Below are 15924 nucleotides of genomic sequence, written 5' to 3' on the forward strand. Positions count from 1 at the left end.
GTCATGTATCTGCGGCACGGAACCTTCTCCTATCTCCCGGAATTCACCGACGCCGACATCGCCGCGCAGGTGCGCTACGCCCTGCTCAACAACTGGCCGGTGTCGGTGGAGTACACCGACGACCCGCACCCGCGCAACGCCTACTGGCAGATGTGGGGCCTGCCGCTGTTCGATCTCGACGAACCCGACGGCGTGCTGGCCAAGATCAACGCCTGCCGCGCCACGTTCCCGCGGCACTACGTCCGGGTATTGGCCTACGACGCCCGCTTCGGCAGGCAGACCACGGCGCTGAGTTTCCTGGTGCAGCGGCCCACGAACGAGCCCGGTTTCGAGCTGACCCGCACCGAGGGCCCGGACCGCCGCCAAACCTACGGTCTGCGTTCCTATGCCACCGAGAAACCACAGGGCGCGCGGTATGGCGGGTGAGGGCAACGGTTTCCGGCTGCACCGGCCGAGCGCCGACGGGCCCCGGCCGGCGCAGCCCGCCGCGCCGGAGCCGCCGCCGATCCTGGACGACGATGCGGTGCTGGACCTTTCGACCGATATCGCGGGCGACGACGTCGAACTGACGCTGCACCGGCTGGACGCGGAACTGGTGGGCCTGGCGAACGTGAAGCGGCGGGTCCGGGAGATCGCGGCGCTGCTGATGATCGACCGGGCCCGGCAGCGCTTCGGGCTCGAATCGGCCCGGCCCACCATGCATATGAGCTTCACGGGCGGCCCGGGCACCGGCAAGACGACGGTCGCCCTGCGCATGGCCGAGCTGCTGCACACCCTCGGCTACATCCGGAAACCCAAGGTGCACACCGTCACCCGCGACGACCTGGTGGGCCAGTTCATCGGGCACACCGCGCCGAAAACCAAGGAGGCCATCGCCAAAGCCGCCGGCGGCGTACTGTTCATCGACGAGGCCTACTACCTGTTCCGTCCGGAGAACGAACGCGACTACGGGCAGGAAGTGATCGAGATCCTGTTGCAGGAGATGGAGAACGAGCGCGCCACCCTGGTGGTGATCTTCGCGGGTTACCCGGACCGGATGGAGCGGTTCTTCTCCGCCAATCCCGGCCTGTCCTCCCGCGTCGCGCACCATCTGGAGTTCCTCGACTACACGCACGAGGAACTGCTGGCGATCGCCGGCCTCATGGTGGCGGAGCAGAACTTTCGCTTCGACGAGGCCGCCGGGGCCGCATTCTCCGAGTATCTGGCGCGCCGGATGGAACAGCCGCGCTTCTCCAACGCCCGCAGCGTCCGCAACGCCCTGGACCGCTGCCGGCTGCGTCAGGCCAAGCGGCTGGTGGAACTGCACCGCCCGCTCACCAGAACCGACCTGATCACGCTGACCGACCGGGATGTCTACGGCAGCAGCGTTTTCGACAAAGGCGCTGTCGCCGACGGACCATGACACCTACCTGGATTGACACCGATGCCAGAAGGACTGAAGACCCTCACCCGCTACACGATCGAGGAGGAGCACCGGCATCCTGGATCGTCCGGTGAATTCTCGGCGCTGGTGAATGTCGTCGCCACCGCGACGAAGATCATCGCCAATCAGGTGACCAGGGGCGCGATCGTGGGGTCGTTGGGCGCGTCCGAGCCGGACAACCTGCCGCCCACCGTGCACCGCAAACTCGATGCCATCGCCAACGACATCATGGTGTCGGAAACCCAATGGACGGGCCATCTTTCGGCGCTGCTGTCGGAGCAGATGAGCGGGGCCCACCCGGTGCCGGACGCACACCGGCGGGGCAAGTATCTGCTGGCCTTCGATCCGCTGGACGGTTCGTCCAATATCGACGTGAATCTGCCGGTCGGAACGATCTTCAGCATCCTGCGGGCCCCCGTGGGCAGCAGCGCGAACCCGTCCGACGCGGACTTCCTGCAGCAGGGCACCCAGCAGGTGTGCGCCGGATTCACCCTGTACGGCCCGGCGACGATGCTGGTGATCACCACCGGCCGGGGCGTCGACGGATTCACCCTCGATCGCGAGATCGGCGCGTTCGTGCTGACCCACCCGCGCATGCGAATCCCGGAGGAGACAACGGGTTTCGCGATCAACGCCGCCAACGAGCGGTTCTGGGAGCGACCGGTGCGCCGCTATGTCCACGAGTGCCTGGACGGGGTGGACGGCCCGCGGGCCCGGGATTTCAACATGCGCTGGGTGGCGTCCCTGGTCGCGGACACCTTCCACATCCTGACCCGCGGCGGCGTCTACCTGTATCCCTACGACACCCGGCCCCCGCAGCGCCCGGGACAGGTGGCGCTGCTCTACGGCGCGAACCCGATCGCGTTCATCGTCGAGCAGGCGGGCGGCTGGGCCACCACCGGCGGCGAGCGGGTGCGTGAGGTGGTTCCGGCCCAGGTGCACCAACGAGTTCCGCTGATCTTCGGCTCCCGCAACGAGGTGCAGCGCATCGAGCACTACCACAGCGAACCCGAGGAGGGTCCGCGCTTCGACAGCTCCCTGTTCGGCACCCGCTCGCTGTTCCGCCCCGCGGGCCGCGCCAATCCCGTCTGAACCCCCAGGAGGTGCCATGTCGGTCAAACATCCCGTCGTCGCGATCACCGGATCCTCCGGTGCGGGCACGACCAGCGTCACCCGCACCTTTCAGGAGATCTTCCGGCGCGAAGGCATCTACGCGGCGATCGTGGAGGGGGATTCGTTCCACCGCTACGACCGCAACGAGATGAAGCTGGCGATGACCGAGGCGGAACAGAACAGCAACTTCACCTTCTCGCACTTCGGCGAGGAGGCGAATCTACTGAAGGAACTGGAGACCCTGTTCCGCGATTACGGCGAGACCGGCGTCGGCTCGGTGCGCAGATACCTGCACGACGAGGGCGAAGCCAAGCCGTACGGCCAGCCCGCGGGCACCTTCACGCCGTGGGAGGACTTGGCCCCCGGCAGCGATCTGCTGTTCTACGAGGGCCTGCACGGCGCGGCGATCACGGATTCGGTCAATGTCGCCCGCTACGCCGACCTGCTCGTGGGCGTGGTCCCGATCGTCAACCTGGAATGGATTCAGAAGGTCATCCGCGACAAGACCGAACGCGGCTACTCCAGCGAAGCCGTGATCGACACCATCCTGCGGCGGATGCCCGACTACGTGAAATACATCTGCCCGCAGTTCTCCCACACCTACGTCAACTTCCAGCGTGTCCCCACCGTCGACACCTCGAATCCGTTCATCGCCCGCACCATCCCCACCGCCGACGAGAGCTTCGTGGTGATCCGCTTCGCCGACCCGAAGGTCATCGATTTTCCCTACCTGCTGTCGATGCTGCACGACTCCTTCATGTCCCGCCCGAACTGCATCGTCGTCCCCGGCGGCAAGATGGAACTGGCCATGCAGCTCATCTTCACCCCGCTCATTCTGCGGCTGATGGACAAGCGCCCCAAGCGATCTCGCTAGAGTTGCCCGTGCTGGGAGTCGAAGGTGGCGGTGCGGCCGCCGAGCAGGATCTGCGCGCCGGGACGCAACGGCTGCGGGTGGCCGGGGACGACGCGGATCCAGTCCGGGTGGCCGGCGGCGCGCAGGTGGGTGCCGTTGGCGGAGCCCAGGTCCAGCACCGTGACATCCCAGTCGACGAGGCGGATTTCGGCATGGGTCCGGGACATGCCGCCGGAGGCGTCGTCCAGGCGGACCGGCCGGGCGCCGCGGCGGGCGGCGGCGGAGCGTTCGGGTTCGCGCCCCAGCACGCAGTCGGCGTCCAGGATGATGATGGTGCCGTCGTCGAAGAGGAGCAGGCCCAGGGGCGGGCGGACGCCGTCGGTGAGGATGCCGCTGGACAGGTCCATGCGGACGCCGCACACCGCGCAGGTCGAGACGCGCGGGTCGTTGTGGTGCTGCCGGGTGCACCGGAAGCCCTTGACGATCGGCGGTCCGACTGTCGGCACGGGAGCCAGGATGTCGCGGAACGGGTCCCGGGACACGGCCGGTAGCGCGTCCGGGGTGGGAATGGCGTCCGGGAGCGGCTCGGGGCGCGGCTTGGACAGTGAACGTGCTTGCGCCACAGCACGATCGGCGGCCGGCTGGGCGGGATCCCGGGTCGTCGGGCGTTCGGCGGGCGGCCGGTACACCGGCTCCCCGTACCAGAGCACACCGCCGGAGCCGGGGACGGTGCCCGCGGCCAACGTGCCGACGCCGCGCACCCCGGGCAGATCGAACTGCTGGTCCCCCTCGTCGACGAACACGCCCGCGCCGACCTCCGGCGCGGGAATCACCAACCGGTCCACCGTGAATCCGGCCTCGCCGCCGCGCAGCACTTCCGCGCGTTCGGCGCCCGCGAGCACCGCCGTCACCCCGCCGTGCAAGAAGACCGCCACACCGGTGGCGGTCGGCGTGAGCACCGCGAACTCGACGGCCTCCTCCGCCTCCAGCCCCATCAGCCAATTGGTGGCCAAGCGCGCGAATGCCTTTCCGCTGCGCTGCTTTTCGGATTTCGCCGCCGCCCGCACCAGCCCCTGCACTTCGAGCAGCGCCGCACCGGCCGCCGAGCTGCGCGTCGCGGGCGCGTCCGCACGGTTGGCGACCACGATCAGGACGCCGTCGAGCCCGGCGACGAGATGGGTGCCGGCGAGCACCTCGATATCCGGCATCGCCCCTCCCCTCACCAGACAACCGTATTGCACACGAAGACGAGCAGGGAAGACGCGCCCGCGGATTCTCCCGAACCTGCCACGCCGCAGTCGCTCCCGGACGTACCATCCCTGCGTGGCCGACGCGAACCGTTCCACCCCCTTGCGGGTGCTGGTCTACAGCAACGATGCCGACACCCGGCGCCAGGTAACCATGGCACTGGGCAAACACCCGCACCCCGAGCTACCAGAACTTGAGTACCTGGAGGTCGCCACCGGCACGGTGGTGATCGCCCAGATGGACGCCGGCGGCATCGATCTGGCCATCCTCGACGGCGAATCCACCCCGACCGGCGGGCTCGGCATCGCCAAGCAGCTCAAGGACGAAATCGAGGACTGCCCACCGGTTCTCGTCCTCACCGGCCGCCCCGACGACGCCTGGCTGGCGAACTGGTCCCGGGCCGAGGCCGCGGTCTCGCATCCGATCGACCCGATCACACTGACCGAGGCGGTCGTGAGCCTGTTGCGCAACCGCGCCGCCGCTTGATCTTTCACTGATCTATAGCTTTCGCACATCTCTCGATCACCGCTGCGCACGCAGCGCCGCCTGGCGACCCATGAGCAAACACGGTCAATCAGGGTGGCAGTGCGCCGCGGTGATCGAATGCGTCGTGCGCTACTCATCGGTAACACCGATACCGAGCAGTAGCAACGACATTCCCGACACCCCGGACCCACCTCGTGGTTCGTCACGTGACATCGCCCGCGGATTACCACCGTTTCTGTCATGAATCGCAGTTCTGAATTCGATCAAAGACCGGAACCAATCGGGTAGCCTGCCCCGCGTTCAGTTGTAGTCTGTGCCGTAGCTCACACGAGCGCGGGCACGGCATGAGACCCGCTCCGACCGACCGGTCGACATTCACCCGTCCCAGCTCACAAGGAGGGGAACCGATCCCGTGAATATGGAGATGCCCACACTCGTACTGGGCGCCGTCGCAGCGGCGTTCGCCATCTTCTCGATCATCATGGCCTCGCTCATCGGACCGAAGCGCTACAACCGGTCCAAGATGGAGGCCTACGAGTGCGGTATCGAACCGACGCCGCACGCGGTCTCGGGCGGCCCCGGCAACGCTGCGGGCCAACGCTTTCCGGTGAAGTACTACCTCACCGCCATGCTCTTCATCATCTTCGACATCGAGATCGTGTTCCTCTACCCGTGGGCCGTGCACTTCGACTCGCTCGGCGTCTTCGGTTTCGTCGCCATGGCCCTGTTCATCGTCAATGTCTCCGTCGCCTATGCCTACGAGTGGAGCCGTGGCGGGCTCAGTTGGGACTGAAAAGAAATGGGTCTCGAAGAAAAACTGCCCAGCGGCTTCCTGCTGAGCACCGTGGAAGATTTCGCCGGCTACCTGCGTAAGGGTTCGCTGTGGCCGGCCACCTTCGGCCTCGCCTGCTGCGCCATCGAGATGATGGCAACGGGCGCGGGCCGTTTCGACATTGCCCGGTTCGGCATGGAAGCCTTCCGCGCCTCGCCCCGCCAGGCCGATCTGATGATCGTCGCCGGGCGGGTCAGCCAGAAGATGGCGCCGGTGCTGCGCCAGGTCTACGACCAGATGACCGAGCCGAAATGGGTGCTGGCCATGGGGGTTTGCGCCTCCTCCGGCGGCATGTTCAACAACTACGCGATCGTGCAGGGCGTCGACCACGTCGTGCCGGTCGACATCTACCTGCCCGGCTGCCCGCCGCGGCCGGAAATGCTGTTGAACGCGATCATCGCGCTGCACGAGAAGATCCAGGAAATGCCGCTCGGCGTGAACCGCGAGGAAGCGATCCGCGCCGCCGAGCAGGCCGCGCTCGCCTCGACCCCGACCATTCGGATGGAGGGACTGTTGCGATGACCTTCGACACTCCACAGCACCCCACCCGGGAAACCGACGCCGCCGCCACCGCGGGCCCGGAAGGCACACTGCCACAGGAACATCCGGGCACGCCGGGCGAAGAGGTGATCGGCGTCCGGCACGGCATGTTCGGCAGCGGCGGCACCGGCGACACCTCCGGCTACGGCCGCCTGGTCCGCCCGGTCGCCCTGCCCGGCGGCAGCCACCCGCCCTACGGCGGCTACTTCGACGAGGTCGTCGCCGCGCTGCGCGCCGCGCTCGCCGCTACCGACACCGCCCTGGAAACGGCGCTGGAGAAGGTCGTGGTCTTCCGCGGCCAGCTCACCCTGCACGTCCGGCGCGAGTACCTGGTGGCCGTCGCGCAGGTGCTGCGGGACTACGCCGCACTGCGTTTCGAGCTCTGCCTCGGCGTCAGCGGCGTGCACTACCTCGAGGACACGGGCCGCGAACTGCACGCGGTCTACCCGCTGATGTCGATCACGCACAATCGCCGGCTGCGCCTCGAGGTCTCCGCACCCGACGACGACCCGCACATCCCGTCCCTGTTCGACGTGTACCCCACCGTCGACTGGCACGAGCGGGAAACCTACGACTTCTTCGGCATCATCTTCGACGGTCATCCGTCGCTGACCCGCATCACCATGCCGGACGACTGGCGCGGTCACCCCCAGCGCAAGGACTACCCGCTCGGCGGGATCCCGGTCGAATACAAGGGCGCGCGTATCCCGCCGCCCGACGAGCGGAGGGCATACAGCTAGTGAACGACATCGACACTCTCCCCACGGTCACCGTCGCCGGACAGGACTGGGACCAGGTCGCCGAAACCATCGAGGGCGCAGCCGAAGAGCGCATCGTCGTCAATATGGGCCCGCAGCACCCGTCCACGCACGGCGTGCTGCGGCTCATTCTGGAAATCGAAGGCGAAACCGTCAAAGAAGCCCGGTGCGGTATCGGCTACCTGCACACCGGAATCGAGAAGAACCTCGAATTCCGGAACTGGACGCAGGGCGTCACCTTCGTCACCCGGATGGACTACCTGTCCCCGTTCTTCAACGAGACCGCCTACTGCCTCGGTGTGGAATCGCTGCTCGACATCACCGAGCAGATCCCGGAGCGCGCCACCATCGTCCGCGTCCTGCTGATGGAGCTCAATCGCATCTCCTCGCATCTGGTGGCGCTGGCCACCGGCGGCATGGAGCTGGGCGCGCTCACCCCGATGCTGTTCGGTTTCCGGGAACGCGAACTGATCCTGGACGTCTTCGAGACCATCACCGGCCTGCGGATGAACCACGCCTACATCCGGCCGGGCGGCCTGGCCCAGGACCTGCCCGACGACGGCGTGCAGAAGGTCCGCGAACTGCTCGACCTGATGCCGAAACGCTTGCGGGACATGGAGCATCTGCTCACCCAGAACCCCATCTGGAAGGCCCGCACCCAGGACATCGGCTATCTGGATCTGACCGGCTGCATGGCCCTGGGCATCACCGGCCCCTGTCTGCGCGCCACCGGTCTCCCCCACGACCTGCGCAAGTCGCAGCCGTACTGCGGTTACGAGACCTATGAATTCGACATCCCCACCACCACCGGCTGCGACTGCTACGGCCGCTATGTGATCCGGGTCGAGGAGATGAAGGAGTCGCTCAAGATCGTCGAGCAGTGCCTGGACCGGCTGCGGCCCGGCCCGGTCATGATCGAGGACAAGAAGATCGCCTGGCCGGCCGACCTGCAACTCGGCCCGGACGGACTCGGCAACTCGCCCAAGCACATCGGCAAGATCATGGGCACGTCCATGGAGGGCCTCATCCACCACTTCAAACTGGTCACCGAGGGCATCCGGGTGCCCGCGGGCCAGGTGTACACGGCCGTGGAGTCCCCGCGCGGCGAACTCGGCGTGCACATGGTCAGCGACGGCGGCACCCGCCCGTACCGCGTGCACTACCGGGACCCTTCGTTCACGAATCTGCAAGCGGTGGCGGCGATGTGCGAGGGCGGCATGGTCGCCGACGTGATCGCCGCCGTCGCGAGCATCGACCCGGTGATGGGTGGTGTCGATCGATGACCGAGATCCTGCTGAAACTGTCCACGCGCCCCGAGCCGTACCCGCCGTTCGTGCGGGAGCGGCTGGCCGCCGACGCCAAGGAGATCATCGGCCGCTACCCCGTGGCCCGCTCGGCGCTGCTGCCGATGCTGCACCTGGTGCAGGCCGAGGAGGGCTTCGTCTCCGGCACCGGCATCGAATTCTGCGCCGAAATGCTGGGATTGACGGGCGCGGAAGTCACCGCTGTCGCCACCTTCTACTCCATGTTCCGGCGCACCCCGACCGGCGAGTATCACGTCGGCGTCTGCACCAACACGCTGTGCGCGGTGTTGGGCGGCGACGCGATCCTGGCCCTGCTCGAGAAGCACCTGGGCATCAAGCACGGCCAGACCACCGAGGACGGCGCGATCACCCTCGAGCACATCGAGTGCAACGCCGCCTGCGATTTCGCGCCCGTGGTCATGGTGAACTGGGAGTTCTTCGACAACCAGACCCCGGAATCGGCCCAGGCTCTGGTGGAGGCGTTGCGCGCCGGCCAGCCGGTGACCCCGACCCGGGGCGCGACGCTGTGCACGTTCAAGCAGACCGCCCGCATCCTCGCCGGATTCCCGGACGAGCGCCCCGGCGTGCTCGACGGCCCGGCGGGCGAGGCCACGCTGGCCGGGCTGAAGATCGCGCGGGAGGACAACGTATGACGACCGCTCTGACGCCGGTGCTCTCCCGCTACTGGGACGATCCGGAGTCCTGGACCCTCGACACCTATACCCGCCACGACGGCTATCAAGCGCTGCGCAAAGCACTGCGGATGGACCCGGACACGGTCATCCAGACCGTGAAGGACGCCGGGCTGCGCGGTCGCGGCGGCGCGGGCTTCCCGACCGGCCTGAAGTGGGGCTTCATCCCGCAGGGCCCCGGCCCCGACGGCGTGACCAAACCGCACTACCTGGTGGTCAACGCCGACGAGTCCGAACCCGGTACCTGCAAAGACATTCCGCTCATGCTGTCGAGCCCGCACGCGCTGATCGAAGGCGTGATCATCGGCTCGTACGCGATCCGCGCCAACACCGCGTTCATCTATGTGCGCGGCGAAGTGGTGCCGGTGCTGCGCCGCTTGCAGGCCGCCGTCGAACAGGCCTATGCCGCGGGCTATCTCGGCCGCAACATCCTGGGTTCGGGCTACGACCTGGACCTGGTGGTGCACGCGGGCGCGGGCGCCTACATCTGCGGCGAGGAGACCGCGCTGCTGGATTCGCTCGAAGGCCGCCGCGGTCAGCCGCGCCTGCGGCCGCCGTTCCCGGCCGTCGCGGGTCTCTACGCCTGCCCGACGGTGGTCAACAACGTGGAATCCATCGCCTCGGTGCCGCCGATCATCCTCAACGGCATCGAATGGTTCCGGTCCATGGGCAGCGAGAAGTCGCCCGGCTTCACGCTGTACTCGCTGTCCGGCCATGTGGCTCGGCCCGGGCAATACGAAGCGCCCCTGGGCATTACGCTGCGCGAACTGCTGAAATACGCGGGCGGCGTCCGGGCCGGGCACACGGTGAAGTTCTGGACGCCGGGCGGTTCCTCGACGCCGCTGTTCACCGACGAGCACCTCGACGTCCCCCTGGACTACGAGGGGGTCGCCGCCGCCGGATCCATGCTCGGCACCAAGGCCTTGCAGATCTTCGACGACACCACCTGCGTGGTGCGCGCCGTGCTGCGCTGGACCGAGTTCTACGCCCACGAGTCCTGCGGCAAATGCACCCCCTGCCGCGAGGGCACCTATTGGCTCGTGCAGCTGCTGAAGCGGGTGGAAGAGGGCCGGGGCACCGAATCGGATCTGCAGAAGCTGCTCGATATCAGCGACACCATCAACGGCAAGTCGTTCTGCGCGCTCGGTGACGGCGCGGCCAGTCCCATCGTGTCCTCGATGCAGTACTTCCGGCAGGAGTACGAGATCCATCTCGAGGGGGCGGGCTGTCCGTTCGATCCGGCGCGCAGCACCGTCTGGGCGGAAGGAGAGGTCCGATGACATCCACCGTGAGCTCCAATGAAAGTGGTTTGTTGCCAGCCGATCTCGTCACGCTGACCATCGACGGCACCTCGGTCAGCGTGCCGCCCGGCACCCTGGTGATCCGGGCCGCCGAACTGCTCGGCATCCAGGTCCCCCGGTTCTGCGACCACCCGCTGCTCGACCCGGTCGGCGCCTGCCGCCAGTGCATCGTCGAGGTGGAGGGCCAGCGCAAGCCGGTCGCCTCCTGTACCCAGACCGTCGCCGAGGGCATGGTGGTGCGCACCCAGCTCACCTCCCAGGTCGCCGACAAGGCCCAGGAGGGGGTGATGGAGCTGTTGCTCATCAACCACCCGCTGGACTGCCCGGTCTGCGACAAGGGCGGCGAATGCCCGCTGCAGAACCAGGCGATGTCCTCCGGGCGGCCGGAGACCCGGTTCGACGGCGTGAAACGCACGTACCCCAAGCCGATTCCGCTGTCCACGGCGGTGCTGCTGGACCGGGAACGCTGCGTGCTCTGCGCGCGCTGCACCCGGTTCTCCCAGCAGGTGGCGGGCGATCCGTTCATCGAACTGATGGATCGCGGTGCGCTGCAACAGGTCGGCACCGCCCAGGCCGAACCGCTGGACTCCTACTTCTCCGGCAACACCGTGCAGATCTGCCCGGTCGGCGCGCTCACCGGCACCAGCTACCGGTTCCGGGCCCGCCCGTTCGACCTGGTCTCCAGCCCCAGCGTGTGCGAGCACTGCGCCTCCGGCTGCGCCCAGCGCACCGACCACCGGCGCGGAAAAGTATTGCGCCGCTTGGCCGGTGACGATCCGCAGGTGAACGAGGAGTGGAACTGCGACAAGGGCCGCTGGGCCTTCGCCTACGCCACCGAACGGGACCGCGTCACCACCCCGCTGGTGCGCGCCTGGGACGGCACTTTGCAGCCTGCCTCCTGGTCGGAGGCCCTGGCCGCCGCGGCGGGCGGCTTGGCCGCGGCCTTCGGGAACGCGGGCGTGCTGGTCGGCGGCCGGGTCACCGAGGAAGACGCCTACGCCTACAGCAAGTTCACCCGCCTCGCGCTGGGCAGCAACGACATCGACTTCCGGACCCGGGTGCACTCGGCCGAGGAAGCGGACTTCCTGGCCGCGCGCGTCGCCGGGCAGGGCGTGGTCGTCGACTACGACGCCCTGGAGCGCGCGCCGATCGTGCTGCTCGCCGGTTTCGAACCGGAAGAGGAGTCGCCGATCATCTACCTGCGCCTGCGCAAGGCGGCCCGCAAGCGCGGGCTGCCGGTCTACTCGCTGGCGCCGTACGCCTCGCGCGGCCTGGAGCGTATGTCCGGCACCCTGCTCCAGACCGCACCCGGCGCCGAACCCCATGTGCTGGAAGCGCTTCGGACCGACGCCGCCGAGATCGCCGACAATGCCGCCCGGCTGCTGCGCCAGCCCGGCGCGGTCATCCTGGTGGGCGAGCGGCTCGCCGGTATCCCCGGCGCGTTCTCGGCCGCGGTGCACCTCGCCGACGAAACCGGAGCGGCCCTGGCCTGGGTGCCGCGCCGGGCCGGCGAACGCGGCGCGGTCGAGGCCGGCGCGCTGCCCGGGCTGCTGCCCGGCGGCCGGCCCGTCGCCGATCCGGCTGCGCGCCAACAGGTCCGGGGCGCCTGGAATGTCGGCGAGCTGCCCGCCACGCCGGGCCGCGACACCGCGGGCATCCTCGACGCGGCCGCGAGTCTGGGCGCACTGGTGATCGGCGGTGTCGATATTCGCGACCTGCCCGACCCCAGCGCCGCGCTCGCCGCCATCGACGCCGCCCGCTTCGTGGTCAGCTTGGAACTGCGGCACAGCCCGGTCACCGATCGGGCCGATGTGGTCTTCCCGGTCGCGAACGCGATGGAGAAGAACGGCACCTTCCGCACCTGGGAGGGCCGCCCGCGCCGGTTCGAGGCCGCGCTCGGCGAGTCCATGGTGACCCGCACGCCCGCACCACTGTCCGACGGACGGGTGCTGCACGCCATCGCCGACGAGATGCGCGTCCGGCTCAACCTGCCCGATGCCGCGGCCGCCCGCGCCGAACTCGCCGAACTGGGCGGATGGGACGGCCAGCCCGTACCCGCCCCCGCGCACCGGCCGCATCCGGTCACCCAGCCCAGCGCCGGCACCGCCGTCCTGGCTTCCTGGCACATGCTCCTCGATCAGGGCCGCATGCAGGACGGCGAACCCAATCTGGCCGGCATCGCCCGGCCCGCGGTGGTCCGGCTCTCGGCCGCCACCGCCGCGGAAATCGGCGCCGCCGAGGACGATCCGGTCACCGTCGGCACGCAGCGCGGCCTGATCACGCTGCCGCTGATGATCACCGAGATGCCCGACCGGGTGGTGTGGCTGCCGCAGAACTCGCCGGGTTGCTCGATCGCCGAACAGCTCGCCACCGTGCCCGGCGGCGTCGTCGAGATCCGGCGCGCTGACGAGAGGATGAAGGAACACCGCCATGAGTGACCTTAGTCTCTTCGGCCATGATCCGATGTGGCTGATCATCGCGAAATCCCTGGCGATCTTCGTGTTCCTGCTGCTCACCCCGATGATCGCGGTGGTCGCGGAACGAAAGATCGTGGCGCGCATGCAGATGCGCATCGGCCCGAACCGGGTCGGCCCCGGCGGTTCGCTGCAAGCCGTCGCCGACGGCGTCAAGATGGCCCTCAAAGAGGACATCATCCCGGCCATCGTGGACAAGCCGATCTACATTCTGGCGCCGATCATCTCGGTGATCCCGGCGTTCATGGCGTTCGCGGTGATCCCGCTCGGCGGCGAGGTCTCCATCGCCGGCGAGCGCACCGCGTTGCAGCTCACCGATCTGCCGGTGGCGGTGCTCTACATCCTGGCCATCACTTCGATCGGCGTGTACGGCATCGTGCTGGCGGGCTGGGCCTCGGGCTCGACCTACCCGCTGCTCGGCGGCCTGCGCTCGACCGCGCAGGTGATCTCCTACGAGATCGCGATGGCGCTGTGCTTCGCGGCGGTCTTCCTGCACGCGGGCACCATGTCCACCTCGGGCATCGTCTCCGCGCAGCATCCGACCTGGTTCGTGTTCCTGCTGCTGCCCTCGTTCCTGATCTACTGCGTGTCCATGGTCGGCGAGACCAACCGCGCGCCCTTCGACCTCCCCGAGGCCGAGGGCGAGCTGGTCGGCGGCTTCCACACCGAGTACTCCTCGCTCAAGTTCGCCATGTTCATGCTCGCCGAATACGTCAACATGGCAACGGTTTCCGCGCTCGCCACCACGCTGTTCCTGGGCGGCTGGCACGCGCCGTGGCCGTTCAACATGATCCCGGGCGCGGACGCGGGCTGGTGGGGTCTGCTGTGGTTCGTCGCCAAGGTGTGGACGTTCCTGTTCGTGTTCATCTGGCTGCGCGGCACGCTCCCCCGCATGCGCTACGACCAGTTCATGAATCTGGGCTGGAAACTGCTGATCCCGGTGTCGCTGCTGTGGGTCATGCTGGTCGCCGGGGTGCGGGTCGCCGAAGCCGAGGGGCTGCACATTCAAACCCCGGCGCTGGTGATCGGCGGTCTCCTCCTCACCGCGCTGATGATCGGGATGTTCCTGCGGGCGGGCCGCAAACCGGGCCTGCCGCCGCTGGCCGAGGAACCGATGACGGCGGCGGAATCCGGTGTTTTCCTGGGCTTCCCGACGCCGCCGCTGCCCGCCGACGCGGCACAGCGCGATGTGTCCAAGGCGAGCTTCCTGGAGCCGCTCAGCGGTTTCGCGGTCACCGCGGCGACGATGTTCAAGAAGCCGAACACCGAGTACTACCCGGAACAGAAGGTGCCGACGGCGCCGCGCTACCACGGGCGGCATCAGCTCAACCGGCATCCGGACGGACTGGAGAAGTGCATCGGCTGCGAGCTGTGCGCCTGGGCCTGTCCCGCCGACGCGATCTTCGTCGAAGGCGCGGACAACACCGAGGCCGAACGATTCTCGCCGGGTGAGCGTTACGGCCGGGTCTATCAGATCAACTACCTGCGCTGCATCGGCTGCGGCCTGTGCATCGAGGCCTGCCCGACCCGGGCGCTGACCATGACCAACGATTACGAGCTCACCGACGACAACCGGGCCGATCTGATCTACGAGAAGCAGAATCTGCTCGCGCCGATGCAGCCCGGTATGCAAGCGCCGCCGCACGCCATGTATCCCGGTGCGACCGAAGGCGATTACTACCGCGGCACGGTTCCCGGCGGTGTTCCGGACGTCGATCCGATCTCGGCGGAGCCGGTGGGCCGGGACAAGGAGCCCACCGCGGTAGGAACCGAAGGAGTCGCACGGTGAACGAATTCCTGATAGCGGCAGAGCCTTTGACCCGGGCCGGTACCGGTGAGGCCGTGCAGTTCTGGATCCTCGCCCCGCTCGCCGTGATCGGCGCGCTCGGCATGGTGTTCTCCTCGAAGGCGGTGCACTCGGCGATCTGCCTGGCCGCCACCATGATCGCGCTCGCCGTCATGTACATCGCCCAGGACGCGCTGTTCCTGGGCGTCGTACAGATCGTGGTCTACACCGGCGCGGTCATGATGCTGTTCCTGTTCGTGCTCATGCTGGTCGGCGTCGACTCGGCGGAATCGCTGAAGGAGACGATCAAGGGGCAGCGCGCCGCCGCCTGCGCGGTCGGGCTCGGGTTCGGCATCCTGTTCATGAGCGGCATCGCCAACGGCATCCGGGACTCCGGAATCACGTTCCCCGCCAAGGGTTTCGCCGGACGCGACGTCATCGGCGAACTCGCCGAGCTGATCTTCGTCAAGTACGTCTGGGCGTTCGAGCTCACCGGCGCGCTGCTCATCGCCGCCACCATCGGCGCCATGGTGCTCGCGCACCGCGACCAGCTCGAACCCAAGCTCGGCCAGCGCGAGATGTCGCGGCTGCGGTTCCGGGACGGCAAGAGCCGCGCCACCCCGCTGCCGACCCCGGGCGTGTACGCGCGGCACAACGCGGTCGACATTCCGGCGCGACTGCCGGATGGCTCCTTCGAAGAACATTCGGTGAGCACCATCCTGCGGCACCGCCGCAACAAGGCACTGACGGAAGCGGCCGTGATCTCGGTCGGCTCCGAGACGGTCGAGTCCCAGGCAGACGAGGAAGGCAAGCGGTGAACCCTGAGAACTACCTGTTCCTGTCCGCCCTGCTGTTCACCATCGGCGCGGCGGGAGTGCTGTTGCGGCGCAACGCCATCGTGGTGTTCATGTGCATCGAGCTGATGCTGAACGCGGTGAACCTGGCGTTCGTCACCTTCGCGCGGCTGCACTCCAACCTGGACGGTCAGGTCTTCGCGTTCTTCACGATGGTCGTGGCCGCGGCGGAAGTCGTCGTCGGACTGGCGATCATCATGACCATCTTCCGCGCCCGCCGCTCGACCTCGGTCGACGACGCCAACCTGTTGAAGTTCTGA

At 68.0% G+C, this 15924-nt stretch carries 16 protein-coding genes; 15 read left to right on the forward strand and 1 reads right to left on the reverse strand.

The window, feature by feature from the left end; all coding sequences use genetic code 11:
- Window positions 1-3: 3 nt before the first annotated feature.
- The 4 genes from AB0M14_RS36250 to AB0M14_RS36265 are packed head-to-tail and all read left to right on the forward strand — an operon-like array spanning window position 4 to window position 3410.
- Window positions 4-426, forward strand: coding sequence for a ribulose bisphosphate carboxylase small subunit (locus tag AB0M14_RS36250; protein WP_365004202.1), 423 nt, complete (start codon window positions 4-6; stop codon window positions 424-426).
- Window positions 416-1402: an AAA family ATPase gene (locus AB0M14_RS36255; protein ID WP_365004204.1), complete on the forward strand. Its 987-nt coding sequence runs from the start codon at window positions 416-418 to the stop codon at window positions 1400-1402. Before AB0M14_RS36250 ends, AB0M14_RS36255 begins: the two co-directional genes overlap by 11 nt.
- Window positions 1403-1423: 21 nt before the next feature.
- Window positions 1424-2515 (forward strand): class 1 fructose-bisphosphatase, encoded by a 1092-nt coding sequence (locus tag AB0M14_RS36260; protein WP_365004207.1) that lies wholly within the window; start codon window positions 1424-1426, stop codon window positions 2513-2515.
- Window positions 2516-2531: 16 nt separating this feature from the next.
- On the forward strand, window positions 2532-3410 hold the full coding sequence (locus AB0M14_RS36265; RefSeq protein WP_365004210.1) for a phosphoribulokinase: 879 nt from the start codon (window positions 2532-2534) through the stop codon (window positions 3408-3410).
- Here the strand turns inward: AB0M14_RS36265 and AB0M14_RS36270 are convergent.
- Window positions 3407-4612, reverse strand: coding sequence for an FHA domain-containing protein (locus tag AB0M14_RS36270; protein WP_365004212.1), 1206 nt, complete (start codon window positions 4610-4612; stop codon window positions 3407-3409). The two genes, AB0M14_RS36265 and AB0M14_RS36270, sit on opposite strands and share 4 nt — an antisense overlap.
- A 100-nt stretch (window positions 4613-4712) precedes the next feature.
- Here AB0M14_RS36270 and AB0M14_RS36275 point away from each other — a divergent pair, with 100 nt between their 5' ends.
- The 11 genes from AB0M14_RS36275 (at window position 4713) to nuoK (ending at window position 15924) form a co-directional block, all read left to right on the forward strand.
- The gene (locus AB0M14_RS36275) at window positions 4713-5123 is read left to right on the forward strand and encodes a hypothetical protein (RefSeq protein ID WP_365004215.1); all 411 of its coding nucleotides are present in this window, start codon (window positions 4713-4715) and stop codon (window positions 5121-5123) included.
- 412 nt (window positions 5124-5535) lie between these two features.
- Entirely contained in the window at window positions 5536-5916 is a 381-nt protein-coding gene (locus AB0M14_RS36280) for an NADH-quinone oxidoreductase subunit A (RefSeq protein WP_365004218.1), read from the forward strand.
- A gap of 6 nt (window positions 5917-5922) precedes the next feature.
- A complete protein-coding gene (locus AB0M14_RS36285; protein WP_365004221.1) occupies window positions 5923-6477 on the forward strand; it encodes an NADH-quinone oxidoreductase subunit B family protein in 555 nt (184 codons plus the stop codon).
- Window positions 6474-7235, forward strand: a complete 762-nt coding sequence (locus AB0M14_RS36290; protein WP_365004224.1) for an NADH-quinone oxidoreductase subunit C — start codon at window positions 6474-6476, stop codon at window positions 7233-7235. Before AB0M14_RS36285 ends, AB0M14_RS36290 begins: the two co-directional genes overlap by 4 nt.
- An 8-nt stretch (window positions 7236-7243) precedes the next feature.
- On the forward strand, window positions 7244-8536 hold the full coding sequence (locus tag AB0M14_RS36295) for an NADH-quinone oxidoreductase subunit D (RefSeq protein WP_365004336.1): 1293 nt from the start codon (window positions 7244-7246) through the stop codon (window positions 8534-8536).
- Window positions 8533-9210 carry an NADH-quinone oxidoreductase subunit NuoE gene (gene nuoE, locus AB0M14_RS36300; protein ID WP_365004227.1) on the forward strand — a complete coding sequence of 226 codons (678 nt, stop codon included), beginning with the start codon at window positions 8533-8535 and terminating at the stop codon, window positions 9208-9210. Before AB0M14_RS36295 ends, nuoE begins: the two co-directional genes overlap by 4 nt.
- Window positions 9207-10529: an NADH-quinone oxidoreductase subunit NuoF gene (gene nuoF / locus AB0M14_RS36305; RefSeq protein ID WP_365004230.1), complete on the forward strand. Its 1323-nt coding sequence runs from the start codon at window positions 9207-9209 to the stop codon at window positions 10527-10529. The genes nuoE and nuoF overlap by 4 nt, the downstream gene beginning before the upstream one ends.
- On the forward strand, window positions 10526-12988 hold the full coding sequence (locus AB0M14_RS36310; protein ID WP_365004233.1) for an NADH-quinone oxidoreductase subunit G: 2463 nt from the start codon (window positions 10526-10528) through the stop codon (window positions 12986-12988). Before nuoF ends, AB0M14_RS36310 begins: the two co-directional genes overlap by 4 nt.
- Entirely contained in the window at window positions 12981-14813 is a 1833-nt protein-coding gene (gene nuoH, locus AB0M14_RS36315; protein WP_365004236.1) for an NADH-quinone oxidoreductase subunit NuoH, read from the forward strand. The genes AB0M14_RS36310 and nuoH overlap by 8 nt, the downstream gene beginning before the upstream one ends.
- The gene (locus tag AB0M14_RS36320; RefSeq protein WP_365004239.1) at window positions 14810-15628 is read left to right on the forward strand and encodes an NADH-quinone oxidoreductase subunit J; all 819 of its coding nucleotides are present in this window, start codon (window positions 14810-14812) and stop codon (window positions 15626-15628) included. Before nuoH ends, AB0M14_RS36320 begins: the two co-directional genes overlap by 4 nt.
- Entirely contained in the window at window positions 15625-15924 is a 300-nt protein-coding gene (nuoK, locus tag AB0M14_RS36325; RefSeq protein ID WP_194813637.1) for an NADH-quinone oxidoreductase subunit NuoK, read from the forward strand. The genes AB0M14_RS36320 and nuoK overlap by 4 nt, the downstream gene beginning before the upstream one ends.

The sequence above is a fragment of the Nocardia sp. NPDC051832 genome (assembly GCF_040681285.1).
Classification (GTDB): Bacteria; Actinomycetota; Actinomycetes; order Mycobacteriales; family Mycobacteriaceae; genus Nocardia.

Bases quoted from the DNA above. Each gene is read 5' to 3' on its own strand.
- AB0M14_RS36250 (WP_365004202.1), top strand. From the start codon at position 4: ATGTATCTGCGGCACGGAACCTTCTCCTATCTCCCGGAATTCACCGAC.
- nuoE (WP_365004227.1), top strand. From the start codon at position 8,533: ATGACCGAGATCCTGCTGAAACTGTCCACGCGCCCCGAGCCGTACCCG.
- AB0M14_RS36285 (WP_365004221.1), top strand. From the start codon at position 5,923: ATGGGTCTCGAAGAAAAACTGCCCAGCGGCTTCCTGCTGAGCACCGTG.
- AB0M14_RS36260 (WP_365004207.1), top strand. From the start codon at position 1,424: ATGCCAGAAGGACTGAAGACCCTCACCCGCTACACGATCGAGGAGGAG.
- AB0M14_RS36265 (WP_365004210.1), top strand. From the start codon at position 2,532: ATGTCGGTCAAACATCCCGTCGTCGCGATCACCGGATCCTCCGGTGCG.
- AB0M14_RS36255 (WP_365004204.1), top strand. From the start codon at position 416: ATGGCGGGTGAGGGCAACGGTTTCCGGCTGCACCGGCCGAGCGCCGAC.
- nuoH (WP_365004236.1), top strand. From the start codon at position 12,981: ATGAGTGACCTTAGTCTCTTCGGCCATGATCCGATGTGGCTGATCATC.
- nuoF (WP_365004230.1), top strand. From the start codon at position 9,207: ATGACGACCGCTCTGACGCCGGTGCTCTCCCGCTACTGGGACGATCCG.
- AB0M14_RS36310 (WP_365004233.1), top strand. From the start codon at position 10,526: ATGACATCCACCGTGAGCTCCAATGAAAGTGGTTTGTTGCCAGCCGAT.
- AB0M14_RS36290 (WP_365004224.1), top strand. From the start codon at position 6,474: ATGACCTTCGACACTCCACAGCACCCCACCCGGGAAACCGACGCCGCC.